Origin of the sequence: Bradyrhizobium genosp. SA-4 str. CB756 (genome assembly GCF_000473125.1) — a bacterium.
Lineage (GTDB): Bacteria > Pseudomonadota > Alphaproteobacteria > Rhizobiales > Xanthobacteraceae > Bradyrhizobium > Bradyrhizobium arachidis.
The window spans coordinates 64,853-86,627 of sequence record NZ_KI421499.1 but is presented as its reverse complement, the minus strand read 5'-3'; the positions used below and the strand labels follow the sequence as shown (position 1 = coordinate 86,627).

The 21,775-nt window shown below is 64.5% G+C and carries 21 protein-coding genes; 8 read left to right on the top strand and 13 right to left on the bottom strand.

All coding sequences use genetic code 11. From position 1 onward, the window contains the following. Window positions 1–48 precede the first annotated feature (48 nt). Window positions 49–1,254 (bottom strand): ABC transporter substrate-binding protein, encoded by a 1,206-nt coding sequence (locus BRAGE_RS0100435; RefSeq protein ID WP_027564065.1) that lies wholly within the window; start codon window positions 1,252–1,254, stop codon window positions 49–51. A gap of 80 nt (window positions 1,255–1,334) precedes the next feature. Then, window positions 1,335–2,141 carry an HpcH/HpaI aldolase/citrate lyase family protein gene (locus BRAGE_RS0100430; RefSeq protein WP_027564064.1) on the bottom strand — a complete coding sequence of 269 codons (807 nt, stop codon included), beginning with the start codon at window positions 2,139–2,141 and terminating at the stop codon, window positions 1,335–1,337. A gap of 112 nt (window positions 2,142–2,253) precedes the next feature. Here BRAGE_RS0100430 and BRAGE_RS47570 point away from each other — a divergent pair, with 112 nt between their 5' ends. After that, entirely contained in the window at window positions 2,254–2,937 is a 684-nt protein-coding gene (locus BRAGE_RS47570) for a GntR family transcriptional regulator (protein ID WP_051377657.1), read from the top strand. Next, a complete protein-coding gene (locus tag BRAGE_RS0100420) occupies window positions 2,934–3,509 on the top strand; it encodes a cysteine hydrolase family protein (RefSeq protein WP_027564063.1) in 576 nt (191 codons plus the stop codon). Before BRAGE_RS47570 ends, BRAGE_RS0100420 begins: the two co-directional genes overlap by 4 nt. Window positions 3,510–3,568: 59 nt before the next feature. On the opposite strand, the gene BRAGE_RS0100415 is transcribed toward BRAGE_RS0100420, so the two are convergent. The 9 genes from BRAGE_RS0100415 to BRAGE_RS0100375 form a co-directional block, all read right to left on the bottom strand. Further along, window positions 3,569–4,588, bottom strand: coding sequence for an ABC transporter substrate-binding protein (locus BRAGE_RS0100415; protein WP_084334943.1), 1,020 nt, complete (start codon window positions 4,586–4,588; stop codon window positions 3,569–3,571). A gap of 38 nt (window positions 4,589–4,626) precedes the next feature. Continuing rightward, window positions 4,627–5,418, bottom strand: coding sequence for an ABC transporter permease (locus tag BRAGE_RS0100410; RefSeq protein ID WP_051377656.1), 792 nt, complete (start codon window positions 5,416–5,418; stop codon window positions 4,627–4,629). Then, the gene (locus BRAGE_RS0100405; RefSeq protein ID WP_027564060.1) at window positions 5,415–6,242 is read right to left on the bottom strand and encodes an ABC transporter ATP-binding protein; all 828 of its coding nucleotides are present in this window, start codon (window positions 6,240–6,242) and stop codon (window positions 5,415–5,417) included. The genes BRAGE_RS0100410 and BRAGE_RS0100405 overlap by 4 nt, the downstream gene beginning before the upstream one ends. Window positions 6,243–6,310: 68 nt before the next feature. Continuing rightward, entirely contained in the window at window positions 6,311–7,162 is an 852-nt protein-coding gene (locus BRAGE_RS0100400; protein ID WP_027564059.1) for an FAS1-like dehydratase domain-containing protein, read from the bottom strand. Window positions 7,163–7,185: 23 nt separating this feature from the next. Beyond that, window positions 7,186–8,376 (bottom strand): CaiB/BaiF CoA transferase family protein, encoded by a 1,191-nt coding sequence (locus tag BRAGE_RS0100395; RefSeq protein ID WP_027564058.1) that lies wholly within the window; start codon window positions 8,374–8,376, stop codon window positions 7,186–7,188. Next, on the bottom strand, window positions 8,373–9,572 hold the full coding sequence (locus tag BRAGE_RS0100390; protein ID WP_027564057.1) for a CoA transferase: 1,200 nt from the start codon (window positions 9,570–9,572) through the stop codon (window positions 8,373–8,375). Before BRAGE_RS0100390 ends, BRAGE_RS0100395 begins: the two co-directional genes overlap by 4 nt. A gap of 88 nt (window positions 9,573–9,660) precedes the next feature. After that, a complete protein-coding gene (locus BRAGE_RS0100385; RefSeq protein ID WP_027564056.1) occupies window positions 9,661–10,866 on the bottom strand; it encodes an FAS1-like dehydratase domain-containing protein in 1,206 nt (401 codons plus the stop codon). Between the two features lie 35 nt (window positions 10,867–10,901). After that, window positions 10,902–11,792 carry a succinate--CoA ligase subunit alpha gene (locus BRAGE_RS0100380; RefSeq protein ID WP_027564055.1) on the bottom strand — a complete coding sequence of 297 codons (891 nt, stop codon included), beginning with the start codon at window positions 11,790–11,792 and terminating at the stop codon, window positions 10,902–10,904. Next, window positions 11,789–12,925 carry an ATP-grasp domain-containing protein gene (locus BRAGE_RS0100375; protein WP_027564054.1) on the bottom strand — a complete coding sequence of 379 codons (1,137 nt, stop codon included), beginning with the start codon at window positions 12,923–12,925 and terminating at the stop codon, window positions 11,789–11,791. The genes BRAGE_RS0100380 and BRAGE_RS0100375 overlap by 4 nt, the downstream gene beginning before the upstream one ends. Before the next feature lie 492 nt (window positions 12,926–13,417). On the opposite strand from BRAGE_RS0100375, the gene BRAGE_RS0100360 reads away from it, so the two are divergent. Further along, complete coding sequence (locus BRAGE_RS0100360; RefSeq protein WP_027564052.1) at window positions 13,418–13,927, top strand: hypothetical protein; 510 nt, start codon at window positions 13,418–13,420, stop codon at window positions 13,925–13,927. A 77-nt stretch (window positions 13,928–14,004) separates the two neighbouring features. On the opposite strand, the gene BRAGE_RS0100355 is transcribed toward BRAGE_RS0100360, so the two are convergent. After that, entirely contained in the window at window positions 14,005–14,517 is a 513-nt protein-coding gene (locus tag BRAGE_RS0100355; protein ID WP_051377655.1) for an Lrp/AsnC family transcriptional regulator, read from the bottom strand. A 32-nt stretch (window positions 14,518–14,549) separates the two neighbouring features. Between BRAGE_RS0100355 and BRAGE_RS54145 the strand changes: the two genes are divergently transcribed. From BRAGE_RS54145 to lpdA, 5 genes are read left to right on the top strand one after another with little or no spacing between them, the layout of a single operon-like run. Next, window positions 14,550–14,918 carry a hypothetical protein gene (locus BRAGE_RS54145; RefSeq protein WP_141263155.1) on the top strand — a complete coding sequence of 123 codons (369 nt, stop codon included), beginning with the start codon at window positions 14,550–14,552 and terminating at the stop codon, window positions 14,916–14,918. After that, window positions 14,903–16,174: a 3-methyl-2-oxobutanoate dehydrogenase (2-methylpropanoyl-transferring) subunit alpha gene (locus tag BRAGE_RS0100345; protein ID WP_051378394.1), complete on the top strand. Its 1,272-nt coding sequence runs from the start codon at window positions 14,903–14,905 to the stop codon at window positions 16,172–16,174. The genes BRAGE_RS54145 and BRAGE_RS0100345 overlap by 16 nt, the downstream gene beginning before the upstream one ends. A gap of 3 nt (window positions 16,175–16,177) precedes the next feature. Then, complete coding sequence (locus BRAGE_RS0100340) at window positions 16,178–17,191, top strand: alpha-ketoacid dehydrogenase subunit beta (protein ID WP_027564048.1); 1,014 nt, start codon at window positions 16,178–16,180, stop codon at window positions 17,189–17,191. A 1-nt stretch (window position 17,192) separates the two neighbouring features. Further along, window positions 17,193–18,467 (top strand): dihydrolipoamide acetyltransferase family protein, encoded by a 1,275-nt coding sequence (locus BRAGE_RS0100335; protein ID WP_027564047.1) that lies wholly within the window; start codon window positions 17,193–17,195, stop codon window positions 18,465–18,467. Window positions 18,468–18,471: 4 nt separating this feature from the next. Further along, window positions 18,472–19,866, top strand: a complete 1,395-nt coding sequence (lpdA, locus tag BRAGE_RS0100330) for a dihydrolipoyl dehydrogenase (RefSeq protein WP_027564046.1) — start codon at window positions 18,472–18,474, stop codon at window positions 19,864–19,866. 385 nt (window positions 19,867–20,251) lie between these two features. Here lpdA and BRAGE_RS0100325 read toward each other — a convergent pair whose 3' ends face one another. Beyond that, a complete protein-coding gene (locus BRAGE_RS0100325; protein ID WP_027564045.1) occupies window positions 20,252–21,730 on the bottom strand; it encodes an aldehyde dehydrogenase in 1,479 nt (492 codons plus the stop codon). Window positions 21,731–21,775 lie beyond the last annotated feature (45 nt).

The window sequence follows — 21,775 nt, the reverse complement described above, 5'->3', positions numbered from 1 at the left end:
GAACAGCGGGCGATCGCGTCTTGCGATCACCCGCTGAAGGGGATCGGCTCAGGCCGGCTTGGCGTCGAAGGCCACCGCCGGATAGGGCTTGAAGTCGCGCACCATCACGAAGGAGCCCTGCGCCTGGAGGATCGCCTCCTGGCGCGTGCCGCGGTGATCGGCGCCGGTGAAGGTCACCTTGCGTGCGCCGCCGACGGAAGCATTGCTCAACGTGTTACCTGCCTCGATCAGATTGGCGCGCGTGATCGGCTTGCCGCTGTCGATCAGCGCGCCCAAAATGCTGCCGAACAGGGCGGCGTTGCTCCAGCCGTTGAGGCCGAACACGCCGACCGGATCGTTCGGATAGTATTTCGACACCGCCTCGCGGTAGGCCTTGATCTCCGGCTCGGCGCTGTCGACCGGCAGCAGCCATGAGGAGAAGTAGACGCCGTTGAGGAGATCGCCGGTCAGCTTGTAGGTCGCGGGATCGGCGGTGAAGAACGGCGCAAACCAGGTCAGCTTGACGCCCTGGCGGTCGGCGGCCTTCAGCGCGGCCGCGAGGTTGGCGTTGGAGCCGAACAGGATCGCGGCCTGCGCCTCCGAATTGGCGACGCGGCGGATGTGCGGCGTGAAGTCGGTGGTCTTCACCTCGAACGGGACCGACTCCGCCGGCGTGAGCTTGTTCGCCTCCATGAAGAGATCGAAGCCGCGCTTGGCGGAACGGCCGAGCTCGTCGTTCTCCCACAACAGCGCAATCTTCTTCAGCTTGAGATCGTTGACGGCGAACTCGGCATTCGAGGCCGCCGACCAGCCGTAGTCGGGCAACAGCGGAAAGATATTCGGCTCGGCGAAGAAGGCGCTGGCGCCGCCGATCGGTCCGATCATCGCCAGGCCGTTCTCCTTGGCATAGGGAATGACGGCGACATTGGTCGCGGTGCCGACTGCGGCGACGAGCGCAAAAATGTGGTTGTCCTCGACGAGGCGCCGCACCGCGGCGACGCTGCGGGCCGGATCGTAGCCGTCGTCGAGCGTCACGTAATTGATCTTCCAGCCCTTGATGCCGCCGGCCTCGTTGACGCTCTTGAAATAAGCGTCCGCCGCGTGGGTCAGGATGGCGTAGAACGGGACCGGTCCCGTGATCGGGGTGAACCCGCCGATGGTGATGGTCTTCGCGGCGGCGTCGACGCCGATCTCGTCGGCGCGGAGCGCTGTGCCGGGATAGGCCGATGCGAGCGCGGCGGCGCCCGATAGCTTGAGAAAGTCGCGCCTCTTCATAGGCCCTCCCCGATATTTGTTTTTCTCCGACAATCTTTAGAGGGCGGAACTGACTTGGTCAAGAAAAAATGCATTATGCATTATGTTGCAATACGAACCTCTCCCGCCAGGATCAGCTCGGCGCGACGGATGACAGGAGCATCGATCATCTTGCCGTCCAGCGCCACCGCCGCGCCGGCCTTGGCGACCTCCATCACCCGGCGGGCCCAGTCGAGCTCGTCGGCCGTGGGCAGGAAGGCATCGTTGACCGGCTTGACCTGCGCCGGATGGATGCAGAGCTTGGCGCCGAAACCCAGCGCCTTTGCGCGGCCGACCGCCGCACCGAAGGCCGCAGCATCCGTCCACGACGTCGTCACCCCATCGATCGGCGGCGCCAATCCGGCCAGCCGCGATTCCAGAACGATTTGCAGACGGACCGGATCAAGCTCCTGGGCGGTCTCGGTCACGCCGGCATCGATGCCGAAGTCGAGATTGCCGAACGCCAGCTGCGAAACCAGACCGCTTTTGCCGATGCTGCGCAGCTCGGCATATCCCCTGACGGTTTCGATCAACGCGATGATCTGGCACGGCCGGTCCAGCAACCCCACCACACGATTGAGCGCTCCGGGCTCGGCCTTCGGCAGCATCAGTCTGGTCACGCCGGCGCGGCGGATCATGTCCATGTCGGCGGCGAAGAACGGACCGTCCGCACCATTGACGCGCACGACCGCGTCCGTCCGCCCGCTCCACTGCGCGATCGAGCCGCGCGCCGCATTCTTGTCGGCCGGGGCCACCGCGTCTTCGAGATCGAGGATGACCTGGTGGGCGCCCGACGTCGCCGCCTTGTCGAAACGCTCGGGCCGGCTGGCGGGGACGAACAGGAAGGAACGCGACAAAGGGCTGGACATGCGGCGATGACCTCGATTATGCATGATGCATTATCGTTTGTACTTCTATCCTCCCCGGTGGGCCGCGTCTATGGTAGTCGCGGGGCAATCGGTCGGGGGCAGCGGCATCGACATGGAATACCGGACGAAAGAGGAGCAGGTCGCCGACTATCTCCGCGAGGGCATCATCTCGGGGCGGTTGCCGCGCGGCGCCCGGCTGAAGCAGACCGAGATCGCGCAGGAGCTCAAGATCAGCATCACGCCGGTGCGCGAGGCGCTGAAGCTGCTCGAGGCCGAAGGCTATCTCGCCAGCGACTCCTATCGCGGCGCGACCGTGGCGCCGTTTGACGTCGAAGCCTCCACCGAGATCCTGAAGCTGCGGATCACACTCGAGACCCAGCTGGTCGAAAGCGCCGTGCGCAACATCACCGCCGAGGAGATCGCGGAACTGCGCGAGCTGGCGCGGCAGTTCGAGGAGGCCGCGCTCGCCAACGACAGCACGGCCGCGCGCGGCATCAACTACCGCTTCCACCGCCGCATGTACGATTTCGCGCGGCTTCCGAAGACGCTGCATTTCGTCCAGGTGCTGTGGGCGCAATATCCGTTCGACGTCATCAACCGCATCGGCGGCCGCGCGCTGCGCGCCGCAAGGGAGCACAGCGAGCTGCTGAAGAACGTGATCGAGGGCGATGCCGCAAGCGCGATGCTGACGATGCGTCAGCACATCGAGACCGGCTGGACCGAGCTGCGCAACAGCATGCCGGCCAAGGCCGAGGATCCCGTCAAATCGAAGAGCTCTGAGAAGGAGACGCTATGAAGCCGATGCTGCTCGTCATGGACATGCTGAACGATCTCGTCCACGAGAACGGCAGCGGGGCCAAGACCTACGTCCCGCTGATGAAGGAGCGCGACGTGCTCGGCCGCACCAAGGCTGTCATCGCCAAAGCGCGCGCGGCCGGCGTGCTGGTCGGCTACGTCCGCGTCGGGTTCTCGCCCGACTACCGCGAATGCCCGCCGAACTCGCCGATCTTCTCCCGCGCCAAGGGCGCCGGCCTGTTCAAGCTCGGCACCTGGGGCACCGAAGTGCATCCCGACCTCACCCCGGAAGCGGGTGATTTCGACATCGTCAAGCATCGGGTGAGCCCGTTCTACGGCACCTCGCTCGAGCCGATCCTGCGCGCCCACGGCGTGACCGACCTGTTCCTGTCCGGCGTCTCCACCAACGGCGTGGTGCACACCGGCGCGCGCGAGGCGCACGACCGCGACTATGCCTGCACGGTGCTGGAGGATTGCTGCGCGGGCGGGACGAGCGACGAGCACGACAGCGCACTGCGCTGCCTCGCCCGCTTCGCTGCGATCAAGAACAGTGCCGATGTGAGCTTCGCCTAGCGCTTTCTTCCTTCTCCCTTGTGGGAGAAGGTGCACCGTCTGCAAGGTAAGGATGAGCTCTACGCCCCCAGCCAGCGCGGATTGATCGCTTGCTGATAGGTGACGCCGCGCACGGCTTCGCTGAACTTCAGCTCGAACTCCATGTTGTGCGCGAATTGCTGCTCCGACAGCGTTGGCGGCACCGAGACGGTCATGCGCTGATCCGACACCGTGTGTTTGATCAGCTCGGTCGACGTCTGCTGGAAATACCGGTCATGCAGGATCTGGCCGGCAGCATCGGGATCGCTCCGGATCAGCTCCGACGCCCGGGTCATGCCGCGGACGAGCGCGGCGGCGACCTCCGGATTCTTGTCGAGGAAATCCGGCCGTCCGCACAGCACCGTGTAAAGGAAGTTCTCGATGCCGGGCACCTCGCCATGCGACGGGCGCGCCGCCCAGACCGCAAGACCGTCCTCCACCGCCTGGTTGTTCGCGGGCGCGGTGGTGTTGAAGCCGTCGATCTGGCCGGAGCGCAGCGCCAGATACATCTTGTCGAGCTTGACCACCGTGAGGCTGACATCCTTCTCCGGATCGAGCCCGCCGAGCGACAGCAGATAACGCCAGATCTTGTCGGTGCCGCTGCCGCGGCCGGAGATCGCGAGCGTCAGGCCCTTCATGCGGGCCATGCGCTCCTTCAAGGGCATCTCCGGCACAAGACCGATCTTCTCCGCCGTCTTCCGGCTGATCACGGCGTCGCTCGCATATTGCGACATCAGCGGCGCGAAGGCGTTGATCTTCTGGCCTTTGGCGACCGCCAGGATCACGTCGCTCATCACGAGGCCGGCGACGTCGACACTGCCGCCGAGGATCGCGGCCATGCTGTTGGTGCCGCTGCCGGTGTCGATCAGCGAGACGTCGAGGCCTGCGTCCTTCATGAATCCGGCAGCCGTCGCCACCAGCAGCGGCAGGTAGGCGAAGGTGTAGCCGCCGATCGCGATGGTGACCGGCTTGCCGCCCGCACCCTGCGCCAGGGTCGGCGTGACCGAGCCGGTGAATGCTCCTGCCGCCATACCGCCCAACATCGTTCGACGCGTGATCATGATGTCCTCCCTTTATTCTTGTTTTGACATGGTCTCCGTTAGCGCCAGCGGAAGATCCAGCTCTCCAGCCGTCCGAGCGCTTCGTTCAGCAGGGTGGTGACGACCATCAGCGCGAACAGCGCGGCGAACACGCCGGCGGTGTCGAGCTGGCCCGCCGAGTTCTGCGTGAGGTAGCCGATGCCGGCATTGGAGGCCATCATCTCGGCCGCGACCGCGCCGACGAAGCCGTAGGGCAGACCGAGCTTCAATCCCGTGAACAGCCATGGCAGCGCAGACGGGAAGATCACCATGCGCTGAACCGCGAATTTGCCCGCGCCCATCGTCCGAAGCGCATCGACCATCTTGAGGTCGACCTCCCGCACGCCACGCAAGGTCGAGAAGAACACCAGGAAGAACACGCTGATCGCCGCGAGCACGATTTTCGGCGCGAGCCCGATGCCGAACCACATGATGAAGAGCGGCGCGAGCGCGACCTTGGGCACGCCGTAGACCGCCGTGACGAACGGATCGACGGTGCGATGCAGGGTGTCGTTCGCGCCGACCAGCAATGCGAACGCAACGCCCGCGGTTGCGCCCAGCACGAAGCCGGCGAACGTTTCCTTGAAGGTGATGAGCAGATGATAGGCGAGCTGCCCGCTCGCCGTCCACGCGACCAGCGTCTTGAATACGGCGACCGGGCTGCTCACCCAGAACGGATCGAGCAGCGGGCCGGACGCAGCCTGCCAGGCCGCCAGCATCGCAACCGCGAAGATCGCGCGATAGAGCCAAACACGACTGGATGGACTTAAGGCCGGCTCGGCCCGCGTCTCCGACAGCGCCTGCGTGCTCATGACGGTCGCCTCACGGGGGATTCGAGCGCGGCCCAAAGCCGCCGGTAGTGTTCTTCGAACGCCGGATGGAAGCGCACCTCGTGCACCTCGCGCGGCCGCGGAATGGTGATCGGCTCGTCGAGCCTGATCCGGCAGGGACGCGGCGAGAACACCAGAACGCGATCGGCGAGCGTGATCGCCTCGACGATGTCGTGGGTCACGAACACCACGGTCTTGCGCTGCGCCGACCACAATTTCAGCAGCTCGGCCTGCAGCACCAGCTTGAGCTGGGCGTCGAGCGGCCCGAACGGCTCATCCATCAGCAGCACCGGCGGATCGTAGATCAGCGTGCGGGCCAGCATCGCGCGCTTGCGCATGCCGCCGGAGAGCTGGCTCGGATAGTGCTGCTCGAAGCCGTCGAGGCCGACCTGCGCGATCTGCTCGTGCACGCGCGCCGCGATCTCGGCGCGGTCGAAATTGCGCAGCTCCAGCGGCACTGCGATGTTCTGCTCCACGGTCCGCCACGGCAGCAGGCTGTCGTGCTGGGTGAGATAGCCGATCCCGGTGTTGACCGCAGCAACCGGCTCGCCCTGGCACAAGACCGAGCCTGCGCTCGGCTGATCGAGACCAGCGAGCAGGTTCAGCACCGTCGACTTGCCCGAGCCGCTCGGGCCGACGATGGCGAGAAACTCGCCGTTCTCTAGCGAGAAATCCAATCCGCTGAGGACATCGACCCGGCCGCTGCGCGAGCTAAAGGTCTTGCCGACGCCGCGCAGCTCGACCGCAGGCGCGTGCGGCGCCTCGCAATCCTGCGCAGGGACAACAGACAGGTGCGCCGATCTCATCGCCTTCGCCTCCCCTGTATTCTTCTTGTTCTCGATCCCGCCCTGGTCTCAATCCTGTCCTGGCGTCCTCAGACCTGCGCCGCCGCGCGCATCGCGAGCGCGCCGTTGGCACCGCTGGCCCAGAGGTCGAGCGACTGTGCATCGCCCTTTCCTTCCAGCTTGAGCGCCGAGCTCACGAACAGCGGCGAGACGCCCCTGAATTCGAAAGACTTGAGCGGCTGGCCGGCGCGCCTCTCCGCAAAGCCTTGCAGCAGCGTCGCCGTCAGGGGACCATGCACGACGAGATCGGGATAGTTTTCCTCGGCTCGCGCATAGGCCTGGTCGTAATGGATGCGATGCCCGTTCGACGTCAGCGCCGAATAGCGGAACAGCAGCACCGTGTCGGGCCGGAATTCTTCCGACCACGCCGCATCCTGCGGAGCGGGCGAGGCCGGCGGCGCGGGCGATCCGGGCGCTGCCGCCTCGCGATAGACGATGTCCTGCTCCTCGGTGATGCAGGCCGTTCCATTGCACGTGACGCTGTGGCTGACGGTCACGAAGACGAGCTTGCCGGCGCGGCCGGACTTGGCCTCAACCTTGAGAATGGTGCTTTCGCGCACGCCTTCTCCGCCGATGGTCAGTGGTGCGTGATAGGTGAGCCGCCCGCCGGCCCACATGCGGCGCGGCAGCGACACCGGCGGCAGGAAGCCGCCACGCTTGGGATGCCCGTCGGTCCCGAGCTCATGGCGCGGCACGAAGCGGTTGAAGAAGATCCAGTGCCATCCCGGCGGCAGCGGCGCGCCGGATGCATGGTTTCCCGCGATGCCGAGCGTGGCGCCGAGCGCGGCGACACGGTCCGGTGCGATCAGCTCCCGGATCGTTTCCTTGCGGCCGACCCAGGCGTGCCAGTCCTGTTCGACCGATGCTGCACTCTCGCTCATGGCGGCAACTCCACTTGAAACGGTCAGTAAATCACGCGCTGCTCGATCAGGCTGTCGCGTTCCGCGTGGCTCAAGCCCAGCAGCTCGCTGAACACATAATCCTCGTCCTCGCCAAGCCGCGGCGTGCCGCGTGCCATGCCGACCTCGGATCGCGAGAACCGGATCGGCGCCTTCAGCGCGGCACGACTGCGGCCCGTCGTGTCTTCGACGTCGACGACGGTTCCGCGCGCGCGCAGATGCCGGTCGTGCGCAATGTCTTCCATGTTGCAGGACACATGCGCCGCGATCCCGGCAGCCTGCAGCATACGCTCGGCCTCACCGGCCTCGCAGGACATCGTCCAGTGCTCGATCTCTCCGTACAGCGGCCGCCGATGCTGATGCCGGCTTGCAGCGGTCTGAAACCGCGGATCCGCCAGGAGATGCGGTGCACCGATCAGCTTCGCCAAGCTCCGCCATTCGTCGTCGGAGCGCACCGCGATGGTCAGCCAGCGATCCACCTCGCGGGTCCGGAACACGCCATGCGGTGCCATGCGCAGATGATCATTGCCGATCCGCGCCGGACTTCCGCCCGCCGCGGCGAACAGCAGCGCCTCGCCGACCAGCGAGCAGGCGACCTCGCGCGCGCTGACATCGACATGTCCTCCGCGTCCGGTGCGGCGCAGGCGATACACCGCGGCCACCGCCGCCATCGCCGCATTCATGCCGACGCTGTGATCCATCACATGGCGCATCTCGACCGGCGGTCCGTCTTCGTAACCGGTGAGATAGCCGAGCGCGCCCCAGGCGCCGAACAGCGGCGCATAGCCGGCGAAATGCGAATCCGGCCCGCTCTGGCCCGACGAGGACACCGACACCATCACCACCGACGGCTTCAACGCGGCGAGCGCGGCATAGCCGAGGCCGAGCCGCTCCATCACGCCGGGCCGAAAGCTCTCGCAGACGAGGTCGCTCACCCCGACCAGCTTCCTGGCCAGCGCAATGCCCTTGGCGTCCTTCAGGTTGATGCGCACCGAGAGCTTGTTGGAGGCAACCTGGTCGAAGCTCGCAGGTCCCATCCGGCCATAGACCGGATGCGGCTTGCGGAAGATGTCGGGGCGCGCCGCGCTCTCGACCTTGATGCACTCGGCGCCGAGCTGCGACAGGATGTGGGTGCAGAACGGACCCGCCGCATGCAGCGTGAAATCGGCGATGCGAACTCCGGCAAGCGGTTTCATGAGGCCTCCGCGGCGACGAGCGGCTGGTCGCGGATGCGCCTGGCCGTGAGCAGGTGCTGATGTTCGCCGAGCCGCGGCGGCCCGGCTCGCAAGCGCAATGCCGCGCCATCGACATGAAGCGGCGCCGACAGCACCGGCAAGGAGCCGCGGCCGGGGATCTCGACCGGCTGAAACAGCTCCCGCGCGCGTTCATGCGCGCCGGCCAGCACCTCGGCGGGGCTCACATATTTCGCCATGGGGACGCCCAAGGCCTGCGCGCGCGCGACGACGTCCGCCGTCTGCTGTTCGAGCGCCCAGGCGCGAATGGCGCGATTGATCTCGGCACCGCGGCGGCTACGCTCCAGCGAATCCGCGAGCGCGGGATCGAGCATCCAGTCCGGGCGGCCCATCAGTTCGACCAGGCCGCGCCATTGCCGCTCCTCGAGAGTCAGCAGCTCGACATAGCCGTCGGCGCATTCGAGCACGCCACCATATTTGAACGAGCGGGTGTGGCGATGCTCGAGCGAGCCGTCGCCAAGGCGCTGCAGCGCGAATGCACCCACCGCAAGCGCGGCATCCTGCACCGAGACGTCGACGCTTTCGGCACCACCTTGCTCACGTCCGATCAGCGCCGACAACGCGCCGAGCGCAGCTACCACGCCGCCCTGATATTCGGCGAAGTGCCCGTAGACCTTGATCGGCGGACGATCGGGAAAGAGCTCGGCGGCAAGGCCATTCGGCAGCAGGAAGCCTTCGCCGGATGCGTGGATCAGGTTGATCTCCTCGCCCTGCCAGCCGGCCTTCGGTCCGACCGCGCCGAAGGGCAGCACCGAGACATCAATCAGTTTCGGATAGCGCAAGCTCAGAGTCTGCTCGTCCAGATCGAGGCTCGCGCGTTCGTCAGTGCGAAGGTCGTGGATCAAGATGTCGGCGGCCGCCAGCAGCACGGACAATGCCGCCCGCCCCGACGCCGTCTCGACATCGCATGTGACGCTTTTCTTGCCGGCCGCCAGGAAAGCGAACAGTGCGCTGGCTTCGCCCGACGGCGGAAGGAATGGCGGCTCACGGCGAAGCGGATTGCCATCCGGCGGCTCGATGAGAACCGTCTCGGCACCGAGGGTGGAGAGAAGCCGGCCGGCATGGCTCGCCGCAACACCGCGCGAGATCTCGACGACGGTCACTCCCGCCAGCAGCGGCGCAACGGCCCCGTCCATCATGGCAACGCTTCCCCTTATTGTTCTTGGTCTCGTCCGAGGCGTGGTGCGCCAACGCGCACCACGCCTCGGTTGTTGGCTCGGGCTGCCGTTAGCGGATCGTCGGCAGTTCCAGCTCGAGTGCCGATCCGTCGAAGAACACGCGATTGTCCACGTTGCGCGATGGCAGCATCACAGTGGCGAGGCCCGGCGTGGTCAATTCACCGCGCTGGTTCTCACCCCAGATCTCGAGATCGACCAGCGCAAAACCGTCCTTGACGTATTTCTTGCTGACCTTGCCCTTGCACCAGGTGGAATCACCCATGGTGTTGAAGCGCCGCATCTCGGTGCGCACGCGCTTCAGGAACGCCGCGTCGCCCATCCAGTTGGTGACGAGGCTCGCGAGCCACGACGAGCGCTGCGGGCCGTAATCATAGGTGCCGGGAACGCCGACCTCCTTGGCGACCGACTCGCGGTGATGGCCGATGCCGGTATATTCGATGCCGCCGCCGGCCTCCGGATTGCGGAAGAAATGGCCGGGATGCTTGACCGCGGATTTCAGCACGATGCCGTGGGTGTGGCCGCGGCCGCAGCCGACCAGGAAGCCCATCGTGTCCATCAGCGAGAGCGGGCCGCGGACGATCGGCGGCAATTCGTCGCCGACATTGACATCCTCGAAGTAGCGAACAGCGGTCCCCTGCATCCGCTCGTCTTCCTTCAGGATCGCTTCATCGAGCGCCGCGAATTCGTCCGCGGTGTATTCGTAGGGCTTGACGTCCTTGTACTTTCCGGCGTCGCGCGCGGCCTTGCGCTCGTGACGTGTGCAGGTGCCGAGCGCGCGGGCCACGAGGTCGCCGCGCTGGTTGGAATAGGTCGCCTCGACATATTGCAGCACGAGGCGTCCGGAGAACTTGCTCTCCTTCTCCTCGATGCCGACGACGCGCTCGATCGCGGTGATGCGGTCGCCCGGACGGATGTGGCGGAACAGCTCCCAGTCGTTGCCGGCGTAGAAGCCGTGCACACCGGGCAAGCCCCAGCGGGTGCGGCCGATCCAGCCGAACGCCATCGGAAACATGGGATGGGCGACATTGGTGCCGTAACGGCTCTGGCGGCCGTGCTCGGCGTCGCGATAGAGCGGATTGAGATCGCCGATGCCGTTGCAGAAGTTGCGAATGGTGTCTTCGGTCGCGTCCTGGAGATACGGCCCTTCGGGGCGAAGCTGCAAACCGATCATGCCGCGCGCCTGCGCGATCGCCTCGTCGGTGATCTTTCCTTCCGCCGGCGCGTGACCGACCTCTTTTTCCATGACGTCTGCCATTGTGGTCTCCGTTCCCTGTATGAGTTGAGGTTTTTCTAGGCTGCGGGTTTCATGGCGCGGGCCAGTGCCGATGCTGCCGCAGCCGCAAGGCCATCGAGGTCGCGCGAGATCACGACGCCCGCGCGATCGAGTGCCTCGACCTTGGCGGCCCAACTCTCGGCGTAGGAGCCGATCATCGCGGCCGCATGTCCCATCTTCTTGCCGGCGGGCGCGGTCCGACCAACCAGAAGCGCCGCCGAAGGCTTTGCATCGGGTCGCTTGGCATATTCGGCGAGCGCGTATTCTTCCGAGCCACCGATCTCACCGAGATAGATGATGGCGCGCGTCTCCGGATCATCGTGGAACAGCGCGATGGCCTCGGCGGCATTGACGCCGCGCACGGGATCACCGCCGATGCCGACGACGCTGGTTTGGCCGAGGCCGGCCTGCGAGAGGCGGAAGCAGGCCTCATAGGACAGCGAGCCGCTGCGCGAGATCACACCGATCGGACCCGGCGTGTAGCAGAACGACGGCATGAAGCCGAGCTTGGCCTTGCCCGGCGAAATCAGGCCCGGCGAATTCGGTCCGACCAGGTGCGCGCCGTGCTCGATCGCCGCCGCGCGCATCTCCATCGCATCGAGCACAGGCAGGCCGTCGCCTGGATAGGCGATCAGCGGGCAGCCGGCCTCGATCGTCTCCAGCACCGCATCGAGTGCGACCATGGCCGGCACGTAGATCAGCGCCGCATTGGCGTGCGTTTCCTGCATCGCGGCCGCGACGCTCGAGAACACCGGGATGCCCTCGATGGCCTGGCCGCCGCGCCCCGGCGCGACGCCGGCCACAACGCGGGTGTGGCTCTGCGCGAGATCCTTGACCGAGAAGGTCCCGAACTTGCCGGTGATGCCGACGATCAGCACGCGCACGTCGGAGTCGAGGAGAATGCTCATGACCGCGCTCCTGCAACCTTCTGCACGATGTCGGCGACGGCCAGCTCCAGAGTCGCATGGTTGCGATGGCCGGCCTCGCCGAGAATGGTTGTCGCCAGGTCGCTGCGCGTGCCATTGAGGCGGACGGTTACCGGCTTCGGGGACGCTCGCTTCGCCAAGAGCTCAACGAGCGTTTTAGCCACACGATCCGTGTGCAGCCCGCCGCCGAACATGCTGACCAGAATGCCCTTCACGTTCGGTGCGCGGTCGAGGAGATCGAAGGCGAGCCCGAAGCCTGCGGGCGTCGGATTACCGCTGACGTCGAGAAAGCAGGCCGGCTGCGCGCCGGCGCCGTCGATCGCATCCATCGCGGCCATCGTCATGCCGGCGCCGCCCGAGATCAGGCCGATCTCGCCATCGAGCCAGACCAGCATCAGATTGGCCTCTTCACACAGCCTGATCTCGCGTTCCGCCTTGTCGCGCGAGCTCGCAATGGCCGACGCTGTGGCGGCTCTGCGAAAGGCCGCGGCTTCGTCCAGGACAATCTTGGCGTCGGCAGCGATCAGCGCGCCACCCTTGGCAACGACCAGTGGATTGATCTCGACCGTCGTGCATTCGTTCGCCTGCGCGATCTCGAGCAGCCGGCGCGCCGTGGAGATCACGCGCTCGCGCACCTTCAGATCACTCTCGACCGGTTCGAGCAGCGCGCGAAAGGCGTGAGCGCGAAAATTGCGGGCGAGTCCGACCGGATAGCTCAGCGGCGGCGGACCGTCCTCGATGTTGACGCCACCGTGCGGCGAATAAAGCACGTTGAAGCCGCCGACGCGGCTGTCGATCGCCACGGCGAGATACAGCTCGCGCTCGATGTCGAGCCAGGACTCGACGAGCACGGACTCCGGCGCCTCGCCGGCGAAGCGCATCGCCATGATCGCGTCGAAGGCCGCTTCGAGTTCTGTGGCCGAAGCCGCCTTGCGGATGCCGCCGGATTTTCCTCGGCCGCCGGCGGCCACCTGCGCCTTGACCGCAACAGGAAAGCCGACCTGGCAACCGCGAACCTCCTCGAGCGAATGCAATTCGCAGCTTGAGGGAGTGGGAACGGCAGCGGCGCGGAGCAGCGCCTTGCCCTGAGCTTCGGTGACCAACATGAAATGCATAATGCATTCTATTTTCAGGCGGTCAATGGCTATTATTTGAAGATCGGCGTCGATTTGGCGAGAAATGGAGCAGAAAAGTCGATCTGGCGATGGGTTTTCTCAATTTTTTCGCCGCGCTCCCGCCAACGATAATGCATTATTATTGCGGCATGCATTGCGCGTAGCGTTGCAATGGGCGTCGTTGGGGCGCGGTTCGCTCGCTCAGCCTCGCGGTAGTCGGGACAAGCAGCCGGCCGGTTGCTGCGATGAGCATCGCAGCCATAGCCCCCTATGACGCCAAATCGCGAAATAGACCTTCGTCATGCCGTTGGTGAGAGCGCCAACTAGGATCGTGCCGACGATCACGTGGCGGACGCTGCCCTGCCCGCCGCTGAGGTCGATTCCGCCGAGCACGACGACAAGGAGCGCGTCGTAGATCAACGTCGAATGGTACAGGCGCGGTATTAATCACAACGAAGCCAAGTCGACTTGGCCAATCGGGGAGGTCTAATCGTGAAAATTCGCAAATTGCTGCTGCTTGGGGGTGCGTTCTTTGGCATGAGCACCGTTGCGTTCGCTCAAAGCCCGGCAGACGACGAGTGCGTAAATCCCGGAAACGACGAGCTGTTGAAGCAGGGATGCGCCTATCTCGACGAGTTCATGAAGGCGTTCAACTCGCGCGATGCAGTAGCCTGGGCCAAGACCGTCCATTATCCGCATATTCGGATCGCCGGCGGGCAGGTGCAGATCTGGAACACGCCGGAAGAATATGCGCAATCGAACGACGCGAGGCAGTTGGCGGAGGCATCGACATGGGCGCGTTCGGCCTGGACTTATCGCAAGCTCGTTCAGAAATCCGACGACAAGCTCCACTTTGTCACGCGCTTCACGCGCTATGACGCCAACGACAAGCCGATATTGTCGGCCGATTCCCTCTATGTGATCGTTAAGAAGGACGGGCGCTGGGGTGCCTTGGTGCGATCGAGCTATGTCGGCATCATCGGCAAGAAGACCGCCTTCTGACGCGCCGCATCTTCAACTCGAACACGAGAGGACGTCCCACCGGGTGACGTCTTCTCGTCGCCACGAACGCATTTTGCCTAGACCTGCACCGAGGTCAGCTTCTTCAGGCAGCGCAGCGCGAACGATGACCGGCTGTGGCGGATGCCCGGAATGCGGTAGAGCTTTTCGCGCAGGAAGCGTTCGTAACCGGCGGTGCTTTCGACCGCGACCTTCACGACGTAATCATAGTCACCCGTGGTGAGATAGGCTTCGATCACCTCGGGCAAGTTCGTGAGCAGCTGGCCGAAACGTTCGAGCATCTCCTCGTCGTGGCGATCGAGCGTCAGCTCGATGATGACTGTTTCAGGCAGACCGAGCTTGTCCTGATTAAGAAGCGCGACGTAGCCATCGATATAGCCCTGCGTCTCCAAACGCTTCAGCCTGTTCCAGCATGGCGTCGTGGAGAGGCCGATCCTGTCGGCGAGTTGCGCCGTCGTCAGGCGCGCGTCCTGCTGCAAGGCGCGCAGAATCTTGCGATCGATCTCGTCGAGCCGAAGCGCGTCCTTGCGCGGAGCCTTGACTGGCGTCGTGGCACGTCCGACCGGCGACATACTAAGAACCTCATTCTCGACTTGAAGCTATAATGCAGAACCCCTTTATCGCTTTTCCAGCCTATACCCAGAAGAAAAGAACAACAATCCTCAATCTTGCCAGTAAGCTATACCAACAAAATGAGACCATTGCGGTGTTTCTTCTCGAACTCCAGACCAGCGATATGCACGCTGCACTCGGCCGCCTGCTCGACCAGACGCGTGTTGCAGGGCTCCGGCTCGCTGCCGTCAGCGCGCAGGTGGACGCGAACGAATGCCGCATCTCGGCTTCCATAGACATCGATGATCGCGACCTCGTTGACCGGCTCGCTCGCCGCGTCGGCGCGTTGTTTTGCATCGATGCGATCGAGGTGAGAGGTGAAAGTCAATGCGCGACCCCAACCTCATGCGTGACGCTGTGAGCCCCCAAAGCGGCGCGGCGCCGTCCGCGGAACATGCGCCGCTCAAGCTCCACGTACCGGAGCCGGCGGTGCGCCCGGGCGGCACGCCTGATTTCTCGAACATCCGCATCCCCCGTGCAGGCCAGGTCGATCGTCCCGACGTCGACGTGGACGCCGAAACGATGCGTGACCTCGCCTTCTCCGTCATCCGCGTGCTCAATCGCGATGGCGAGGCGGTCGGTCCCTGGGCCGGCGCGCTCTCGGACAGCGAATTGCTCGAAGGCTTGCGCCACATGATGACGCTGCGCGCGTTTGACGCGCGCATGCAGACAGCACAGCGTCAGGGCAAGACGTCGTTCTATATGCAGCATATGGGCGAAGAGGCCGTGAGTTGCGCCTTCCGCAAGGCGCTTCTTCCGGGCGACATGAATTTTCCGACCTATCGCCAGGCGGGGCTTTTGATCGCCGGCGGCTACTCGCTGGTCGAGATGGCCTGTCAGATCTACTCCAACACGCATGATCCCCTGAAGGGACGCCAGCTACCGGTGATGTATTCCTCCAGGGAGCACGGCTTCTTCTCGATCTCCGGCAATCTCGCCACCCAATACATCCAGGCGGTCGGCTGGGCGATGGCGTCCGCGATCAAGAACGACACCAAGATCGCTGTCGCTTGGATCGGCGATGGCGCAACTGCCGAATCCGACTTCCATGCCGCGCTGGTGTTCGCCTCGACCTATCGCGCGCCGGTCGTGCTCAACATCGTCAACAATCAATGGGCCATCTCGACCTTCCAGGGCATCGCACGCGGCGGCTCCGGCACGTTTGCGGCGCGCGGTCTCGGCTTCGGCATTCCGGCGCTACGCGTCGACGGCAACGACTACCTTGCAGTCCATGCGGTCGCGAAATGGGCCTGCGAGCGCGCACGCCGCAACCTCGGCCCGACCCTGATCGAGCACGTGACCTATCGCGTCGGTGCGCATTCTACCTCGGATGACCCCGCGGGCTATCGGCCGAAGACAGAATCCGAAGCGTGGCCGCTCGGAGATCCCGTGATCAGGCTGAAGAACCATTTGATCGTCCGCGGCGCCTGGTCGGAGGAGCGGCACAAGCAGGCTGAGGCGGAGATCCTCGACTCCGTGGTTTCGGCACAAAAGGAAGCCGAAAGCTACGGCACGCTCCATTCCGAGCAGCGGCCTACGGCACGCGACATGTTCGAGGGCGTGTTCGCCGAGATGCCGGCGCATCTGCGCCGCCAGCGCCAGGAAGCCGGAGTCTGAACCATGACACGGCGGACCATGATCGAGGCCATTCGGGACGCCATGGACGTGATGATGTCGCGCGACGACGGTGTCGTCGTGTTCGGCGAGGACGTCGGCTATTTCGGCGGCGTGTTTCGCGCAAGCCAGGGACTGCAGGCGAAATACGGAACGAGCCGCTGCTTCGATACCCCGATCAGCGAACTCGGCATCGTCGGCATCGCGGTGGGCATGGCGGCCTATGGCCTGAAGCCCTGCGTCGAAATCCAGTTCGCCGACTACATGTATCCGGCCTATGACCAGATCGTTTCCGAAGCCGCGCGGCTACGCTACCGCTCCAACGGCCAGTTCACCTGCCCGCTGGTGGTGCGCATGCCGACCGGCGGCGGCATTTTTGGCGGACAGACGCACAGCCAGAGCCCGGAGGCGCTGTTCACCCATGTCTGCGGTATCAAGACGGTGGTGCCGTCAAACCCGCGCGACGCCAAGGGTCTGCTGATCTCGGCCATCGAGGACCCCGATCCCGTGATCTTCCTCGAACCCAAACGACTCTATAACGGTCCGTTCGATGGCCATCATGACCGACCGGTGACGCCGTGGTCGAAGCATGATCTCGGCGAGGTCGACGACGGACATTTTGCAATTCCGCTCGGCAGCGCCGCGATCCGCAGGCAGGGCAACGCCGTCACCATCCTGGCCTACGGCACGATGGTTCACGTCGCCGAGACCGCCGTGACCGAGACCGGCGTCGATGCCGAAATCATCGATCTCCGTTCGCTGTTGCCGCTCGATCTCGACACCATCGAAGCCTCGGTCAGGAAGACCGGACGCTGCGTGATCGTGCACGAGGCGACGTTGACCTCTGGATTCGGTGCTGAGCTCTGCGCACTGGTCCAAACGCGATGCTTCTACCATCTGGAAGCGCCCATTGCGCGTGTCGCCGGCTGGGACACGCCCTACCCGCATGCGCAGGAGTGGGACTACTTTCCGGGCCCATCGCGCGTCAGCCGTGCATTGATCGAAACGCTGGAGGCCTGAGATGGCCGAGCGCGTGGTCAGGCTGCCCGACGTCGGCGAAGGCATTGCGGAAGCCGAGCTCGTGGAATGGCACGTTAAAGTGGGCGACATCGTGCGCGAGGACGCCGTGCTCGGTGCCGTCATGACCGACAAGGCGACAGTGGAAATCCCCTCGCCGGCGGACGGACGTGTCGTCTGGCTCGCCGGCACGGTGGGTGACGTGCTCGCCATCGGCTCGGATTTCGTTCGGCTGGAGGTGGACGGCAAGAGTGAGCCGGCGACGGCGGAAACGCAGCCGGCGCCGCGCGCGGCAAGCTCGCCGCCCCAAAAGCCTGACGATGCCGCAAGCACCGCGAGCCTGCCGGCGAGCGAGCCGCCCAACGCATTGAGGTCGCGGTCCTCCACGGCGCCGCTCCACCACGCCAGTGATCGGCCTCTGGCTGCTCCCGCGGTCCGGCTTCGCGCGCGCGAAGCCGGCGTCGACTTGCGCCAGATCCGCGGCACGGGCCCCGCTGGGCGGGTCACCCACGATGATCTTGACGCCCATATCGCGCGCGGCCTTACCGGAACGACAGCGGCGCAGTATCGGACGCAAACCGCGGTAACCGACATCAAGATCGTCGGCTTGCGCCGCAAGATCGCCGAGAAGATGTCGATTGCGAGCTCGCGCATTCCGCACATTACCTATGTAGAAGAGGTCGATGTCACCGCGCTCGAGGATTTGCGCGCGAAGATCAACAGCCAAAAGCAGCCGGGCAAGCCCAGACTGACATTGTTGCCGTTCCTGATGCGCGCCATGGCGCGCGCGATCGCCGAGCAGCCTCATCTCAATGCCCATTTCGACGACGAGGCAGGGATCGTTCGCCAGCACGCAGGCGTTCATATCGGGATCGCCACGCAGACGCCGACCGGCCTGGTGGTCCCCGTCGTTCGACATGTGGAAGCGCTCGACCTCTGGAGTTGCGCCGCCGAGGTCGCGCGGCTCGCCGAAGCGGCTCGGAACGGCAACGCCAGCCGCGACGAACTCTCCGGTTCGACCATCACGATCACCTCGCTCGGCGCGCTGGGCGGGCTTGCCACGACGCCCATCATCAATCACCCGGAGGTCGCGATCATCGGTGTCAACCGGATCGCTATCCGTCCGCATTGGGATGGCGCTGCCTTCGTGCCACGTCAGATGATGAACCTGTCGTCCAGCTTCGATCACCGGGTGATCGATGGGTTCGATGCCGCCCGGTTCGTGCAGCGCATCAAGCTGCTGTTGGAAACGCCGGCCATGATCTTCATTGAAGGCTAAGCCTGTGAACGAACTTTCCTGCAAGCTTCTCGTCATCGGCGCTGGCCCCGGCGGATATACCTGCGCGATCCGCGCTGGCCAGCTCGGCATCGATACGATCGTCGTCGACGCCCAGAAGCCCGGGGGAACCTGTCTCAATGTCGGCTGCATTCCGTCGAAGGCCTTGATCCATGCAGCCGGCGAGTATGAGACGATTGCACGCGCCGCCGAGAACAGCCCGCTCGGTATTTCCACTGCAAAGCCATCGCTCGACTTCGCCAAGACCATCGCCTGGAAGGACAGCATCGTCCGGCGTCTGAACAGCGGCGTGGCCGGTCTGTTGAAGAAGGCCGGGGTCAGGCTCGTGGCCGGGTACGCCCGCTTCCGCGACGGCAAGACCATCGAGGTCGAAACGCAATCCGGCCGGCAGGTGATCCATGCCGCAACAGTGGTGATCGCGACAGGCTCCGCACCGGTCGCGTTGCCATTGCTTCCCTACGGGGGCCGCGTGATCTCGTCGACCGAGGCATTGGCGCTCACCGAAATCCCGAACAAGCTCGTCGTGGTCGGCGGCGGCTACATTGGCCTGGAGCTGGGCACGGCGTTCGCGAAAATGGGTTCGACCGTCACCGTCATCGAGGCCGCGCCACGTATTCTCCCGCAATATGATGGCGACCTGAGCGAACCCATCGCCAGACGCCTTGGTGCGCTCGGAGTCACCGTTTTGACAGGCGCGAAGGCGACGGCGCTGGTTGCGGATGGCACGGCACTCGCGATCGAGACTGCTAGCGGCGAGCAGACATCACTTGAAGCCGATAGGATCCTCGTTACCGTCGGTCGCGAGCCCGCGACGAACGGTTTTGGCCTCGAGAACCTCGATCTCGATATGGACGGACCGTTCATCCGAATTGACGATCGATGCCGCACTTCGATGCACGGCATCTTCGCGATCGGCGACGTCACGGGAGAACCGATGCTGGCGCATCGCGCCATGGCGCAAGGCGAGATGGTGGCCGAGATCGTTGCCGGTCGTCGCCGCGCCTGGGACCGGGTTTCGATCCCGGCGATCTGCTTCACCGATCCCGAGATCGTCACCGTCGGCCTGTCCCCGAGCGAGGCGGCCGGAAAGGCTTTTGAGATCAAGACAGATCTCTTTCCGTTCAAGGCCAACGGTCGCGCACTGACGCTGGAGCGGGAGGACGGCTTCATCCGGACCGTGGCGCGGGCGGACAACCATTTGCTGCTTGGAATCCAGGGTGTCGGAGCCGGCATAGCAGAACTGTCAGCAGCCTTCAGCCTCGCGCTGGAAATGGGTGCACGCCTCGAGGACATCGCGATGACCATCCACGCGCATCCAACTCAAAGCGAAGCCTTGCACGAGGCCGCGCTGAAGTCGCTGGGACATGCAATTCATATCTGAACGTACAAGCATCGCCACCATGGCCGCCGTTCGTGCGCGTTTCTCGTCGTCTCGAATGATCGACCAATTGCAGCTGGTCCTCGAAGCGCTCACGCAACATCAATAAGTTAGAGAGCTCCCAAGTTACGGGCGCCATATCATTTGGGCTTCAAGGCGCTAACCCAGCAGAATCAATGAGCTTCGGTCCATCGAGCGAGCTGCTCGAAATTCGTCGGCATCGATTTCAGCAAATACGTTACGCCAATTTTGCATGGGTTGACGTATTTGCCCGCCAGTCTCCGGAAGACCAACCCCGTCTCCGGGGATCGCAAGGAGCAGTACATTCGCGCCGCTCTGTTGGCGGGATGCGTTGCGCTTGCCTTTCAGCCGACGAGCGATGCTCGCCTTACGTCTTGAGGGCAAAGGGATCACGCTCTTCGTTTGAGAAATCGATCATGACGTTCTTGGTCTGCAGGAATTCGTCCAACGCCGCCACCCCGCGCTCTTTACCGAATCCCGACTCCTTGAACCCGCCGAACGGAGCCATCGCACTGGAAGCACGGTAGGTGTTCACCCAAACCGTTCCAGCGTGGACCGCCCGCGAGACGCGCAACGCGCGCGACAGGTTCGTGGTCCAAATTCCGGACGCCAGCCCGTATTTGCTATCGTTCGCGATGCTGATCGCCTGTTCCTCCGAGTCGAAGGGAATGATCGAGAGCACGGGCCCGAACACCTCTTCCTGGGCAATCGTCATCCTGTTCTCAACGCCGGTGAAGATGGTCGGCTCGATGAAAAGACCTTTGCCCAGGCCATCGCCTGTCGCAGGCTTGCCGCCGCAAGCGAGGACCGCGCCCTCCTTCTGGGCATCACCGATGCATTTGAGAATCCGATCGAACTGCGGCTCGTTCGCCACCGTTCCCATATCTGTTGTCTTGTGCAACGGATTGCCCAACCTGATCTTTTGAGCGCGGCCGACGAGCCGCTTCACGATCTCATCATGAATCGAACGCTGAACAAGCAGCCGCGAGCCCGCGATGCAGGTTTGTCCGGTTGCGCCGAAAATGCCGGCGAGAGCACCAACCGTCGCCTTATCGAGGTCCGCATCCTCGAAGATCACGTTGGGCGACTTTCCCCCCAGCTCAAGCGTCACCGGGACTAGCGAGCGGCCCGCCTCCGCTGCAATCTGTCGACCGACATTCGGACTCCCCGTGAAACTGACACGGTCAATTCGGCCGCTCGTGAGCAGCGCCTGCCCGGTCCTGTAGTCGCCGGTCACCACGTTGACGACGCCCGCCGGAAACCCGGCCTCCCGGACCAGTTCGGCGAACTCCAGCGTCGTCACGGATGCATGCTCGGATGGCTTGATGACGACGCAATTGCCTGCCGCGAGCGCCGGAGCGAGCTTGTTGGCGAGCAGGCCCATCGGGGAATTCCACGCCGTGATCAGAACCGCGACACCGATCGGCTCCCGACGCGTGAAGTCGAAGACGTCGCGCTGGTCCAGCGGAATGGTGTCACCGAAAATCTTGTCGGCGCAGCCCGCGAAAAACCGGTAGGCGCGCGCGGCAAAATGCATCTGACCGTGCGTCTCGCGGATGATCTTGCCGTTGTCGGAGCTCTCCATGATGGCTATGCGCTCAGCCTGCGCATCGAGCAGGTCGGCCAGACGGTTCAACAAATTCGCCCGAGCAAGCCCGGTCGTTTTACTCCAGACGGAGTCATACGCTCTCCTGGCCGCCGCGATTGCATCGGCGACTTGCGCCGGGGTCGCCTGCGGCACCAGCGCCCATTCCTCGCGGGTATAGGGGTTTATGGCGGACAACCATTCCTGGTTCGGTGCGCTCACGATCTCATTGGCGATGGCAATTCCGTACTTCTTCGGCATGATCGATGATCTCCGCGACTGGCGAACCGTTGTGTGTCTGATCTA

Bases quoted from the DNA above. Each gene is read 5' to 3' on its own strand.
- BRAGE_RS0100345 (WP_051378394.1), top strand. From the start codon at position 14,903: ATGCGTGACGCTGTGAGCCCCCAAAGCGGCGCGGCGCCGTCCGCGGAA.
- BRAGE_RS0100415 (WP_084334943.1), bottom strand. From the start codon at position 4,588: ATGATCACGCGTCGAACGATGTTGGGCGGTATGGCGGCAGGAGCATTC.
- BRAGE_RS0100395 (WP_027564058.1), bottom strand. From the start codon at position 8,376: ATGAAACCGCTTGCCGGAGTTCGCATCGCCGATTTCACGCTGCATGCG.
- BRAGE_RS0100325 (WP_027564045.1), bottom strand. From the start codon at position 21,730: ATGCCGAAGAAGTACGGAATTGCCATCGCCAATGAGATCGTGAGCGCA.
- BRAGE_RS0100335 (WP_027564047.1), top strand. From the start codon at position 17,193: ATGGCCGAGCGCGTGGTCAGGCTGCCCGACGTCGGCGAAGGCATTGCG.
- BRAGE_RS0100400 (WP_027564059.1), bottom strand. From the start codon at position 7,162: ATGAGCGAGAGTGCAGCATCGGTCGAACAGGACTGGCACGCCTGGGTC.
- BRAGE_RS0100375 (WP_027564054.1), bottom strand. From the start codon at position 12,925: ATGCATTTCATGTTGGTCACCGAAGCTCAGGGCAAGGCGCTGCTCCGC.
- BRAGE_RS0100390 (WP_027564057.1), bottom strand. From the start codon at position 9,572: ATGATGGACGGGGCCGTTGCGCCGCTGCTGGCGGGAGTGACCGTCGTC.
- BRAGE_RS0100420 (WP_027564063.1), top strand. From the start codon at position 2,934: ATGAAGCCGATGCTGCTCGTCATGGACATGCTGAACGATCTCGTCCAC.
- BRAGE_RS0100410 (WP_051377656.1), bottom strand. From the start codon at position 5,418: ATGAGCACGCAGGCGCTGTCGGAGACGCGGGCCGAGCCGGCCTTAAGT.
- BRAGE_RS54145 (WP_141263155.1), top strand. From the start codon at position 14,550: ATGCAGAACCCCTTTATCGCTTTTCCAGCCTATACCCAGAAGAAAAGA.
- BRAGE_RS0100340 (WP_027564048.1), top strand. From the start codon at position 16,178: ATGACACGGCGGACCATGATCGAGGCCATTCGGGACGCCATGGACGTG.
- BRAGE_RS47570 (WP_051377657.1), top strand. From the start codon at position 2,254: ATGGAATACCGGACGAAAGAGGAGCAGGTCGCCGACTATCTCCGCGAG.
- BRAGE_RS0100385 (WP_027564056.1), bottom strand. From the start codon at position 10,866: ATGGCAGACGTCATGGAAAAAGAGGTCGGTCACGCGCCGGCGGAAGGA.
- BRAGE_RS0100380 (WP_027564055.1), bottom strand. From the start codon at position 11,792: ATGAGCATTCTCCTCGACTCCGACGTGCGCGTGCTGATCGTCGGCATC.
- BRAGE_RS0100405 (WP_027564060.1), bottom strand. From the start codon at position 6,242: ATGAGATCGGCGCACCTGTCTGTTGTCCCTGCGCAGGATTGCGAGGCG.
- BRAGE_RS0100435 (WP_027564065.1), bottom strand. From the start codon at position 1,254: ATGAAGAGGCGCGACTTTCTCAAGCTATCGGGCGCCGCCGCGCTCGCA.
- BRAGE_RS0100430 (WP_027564064.1), bottom strand. From the start codon at position 2,141: ATGTCCAGCCCTTTGTCGCGTTCCTTCCTGTTCGTCCCCGCCAGCCGG.
- BRAGE_RS0100355 (WP_051377655.1), bottom strand. From the start codon at position 14,517: ATGTCGCCGGTCGGACGTGCCACGACGCCAGTCAAGGCTCCGCGCAAG.